The organism is Streptococcus mitis, from assembly GCF_946188695.1.
Taxonomy (GTDB): Bacteria; Bacillota; Bacilli; order Lactobacillales; family Streptococcaceae; genus Streptococcus; species Streptococcus mitis_DF.
In genome coordinates this window covers 1-746 of the sequence record NZ_CAMHWI010000044.1, presented here as the reverse complement: position 1 = coordinate 746, position 746 = coordinate 1, and the positions used below count along the sequence as shown (strand labels likewise).

The following is a 746-nucleotide window of genomic DNA, read 5'->3' as shown; positions in this document are numbered from 1 at the left end:
ACAGTTGTAGCTAAGCTAGGTACAGAAATAGTTGCAGAGATTCCTGCTAAAATTGTAGTGGTCGATAGTAAGACACAGTATGTGCCGGTTGATAAATCTAATAAACAACCAGATGTATCTAAGAGTATTGATCCTGAACAATATCCAGATGGAGTAACATTCAAATATAAAACTCCAGTAGATACAACAACACCAGGCGAAAAAGATGTTATTGTAGAAGCAAAAGATGAGGAAGATAAACTTGTAGAAGTTCCTGCTAAGGTGAAAGTAGTGGAAGGCAAGGAACAATTAATTCCTGTAAATCCAACTGAAAAACCACAAGCAAGAGACAGTATTACTCCAAGTGATTATCCAGAAGGTTCAACATTTGAGTACAAAGTTCCAGATGGACAGACTGAACCGTTCGATGCAACAACTGTTGGTGATAAACTAGTAACAGTTGTAGTAAAAGATAAAAATGGAAATGTATTGGTAGAAGTTCCAGCAACGATTAAAGTAGTGGAAGCTAAACCAAAACCAATTGAAACACCAGTGACAAATACACCTTTAACAAAGGATGATATTGCTAAATATGTCAAAGTCCCAGAAGGTGGAAAAGTTACGAATGTAGAAAACGTTCCAGACTTAACAACCCCAGGTAAGAAAAATCCTGTTAAAGTAACTGTTACCTTACCAAATGGCAAAACAATTACCGTTGATGTTCCGGTTAATGTAACACCAGTTAAAGGTATCGAAACCCCAGTTAC

Annotated in this window: 1 protein-coding gene; it reads left to right on the top strand. The window is 36.7% G+C overall.

Translation table 11 applies throughout. From position 1 onward, the window contains the following. A partial coding sequence (locus N8L33_RS09920; RefSeq protein ID WP_261031433.1) for a Rib/alpha-like domain-containing protein occupies positions 1–746 on the top strand: 746 nt, incomplete at both ends.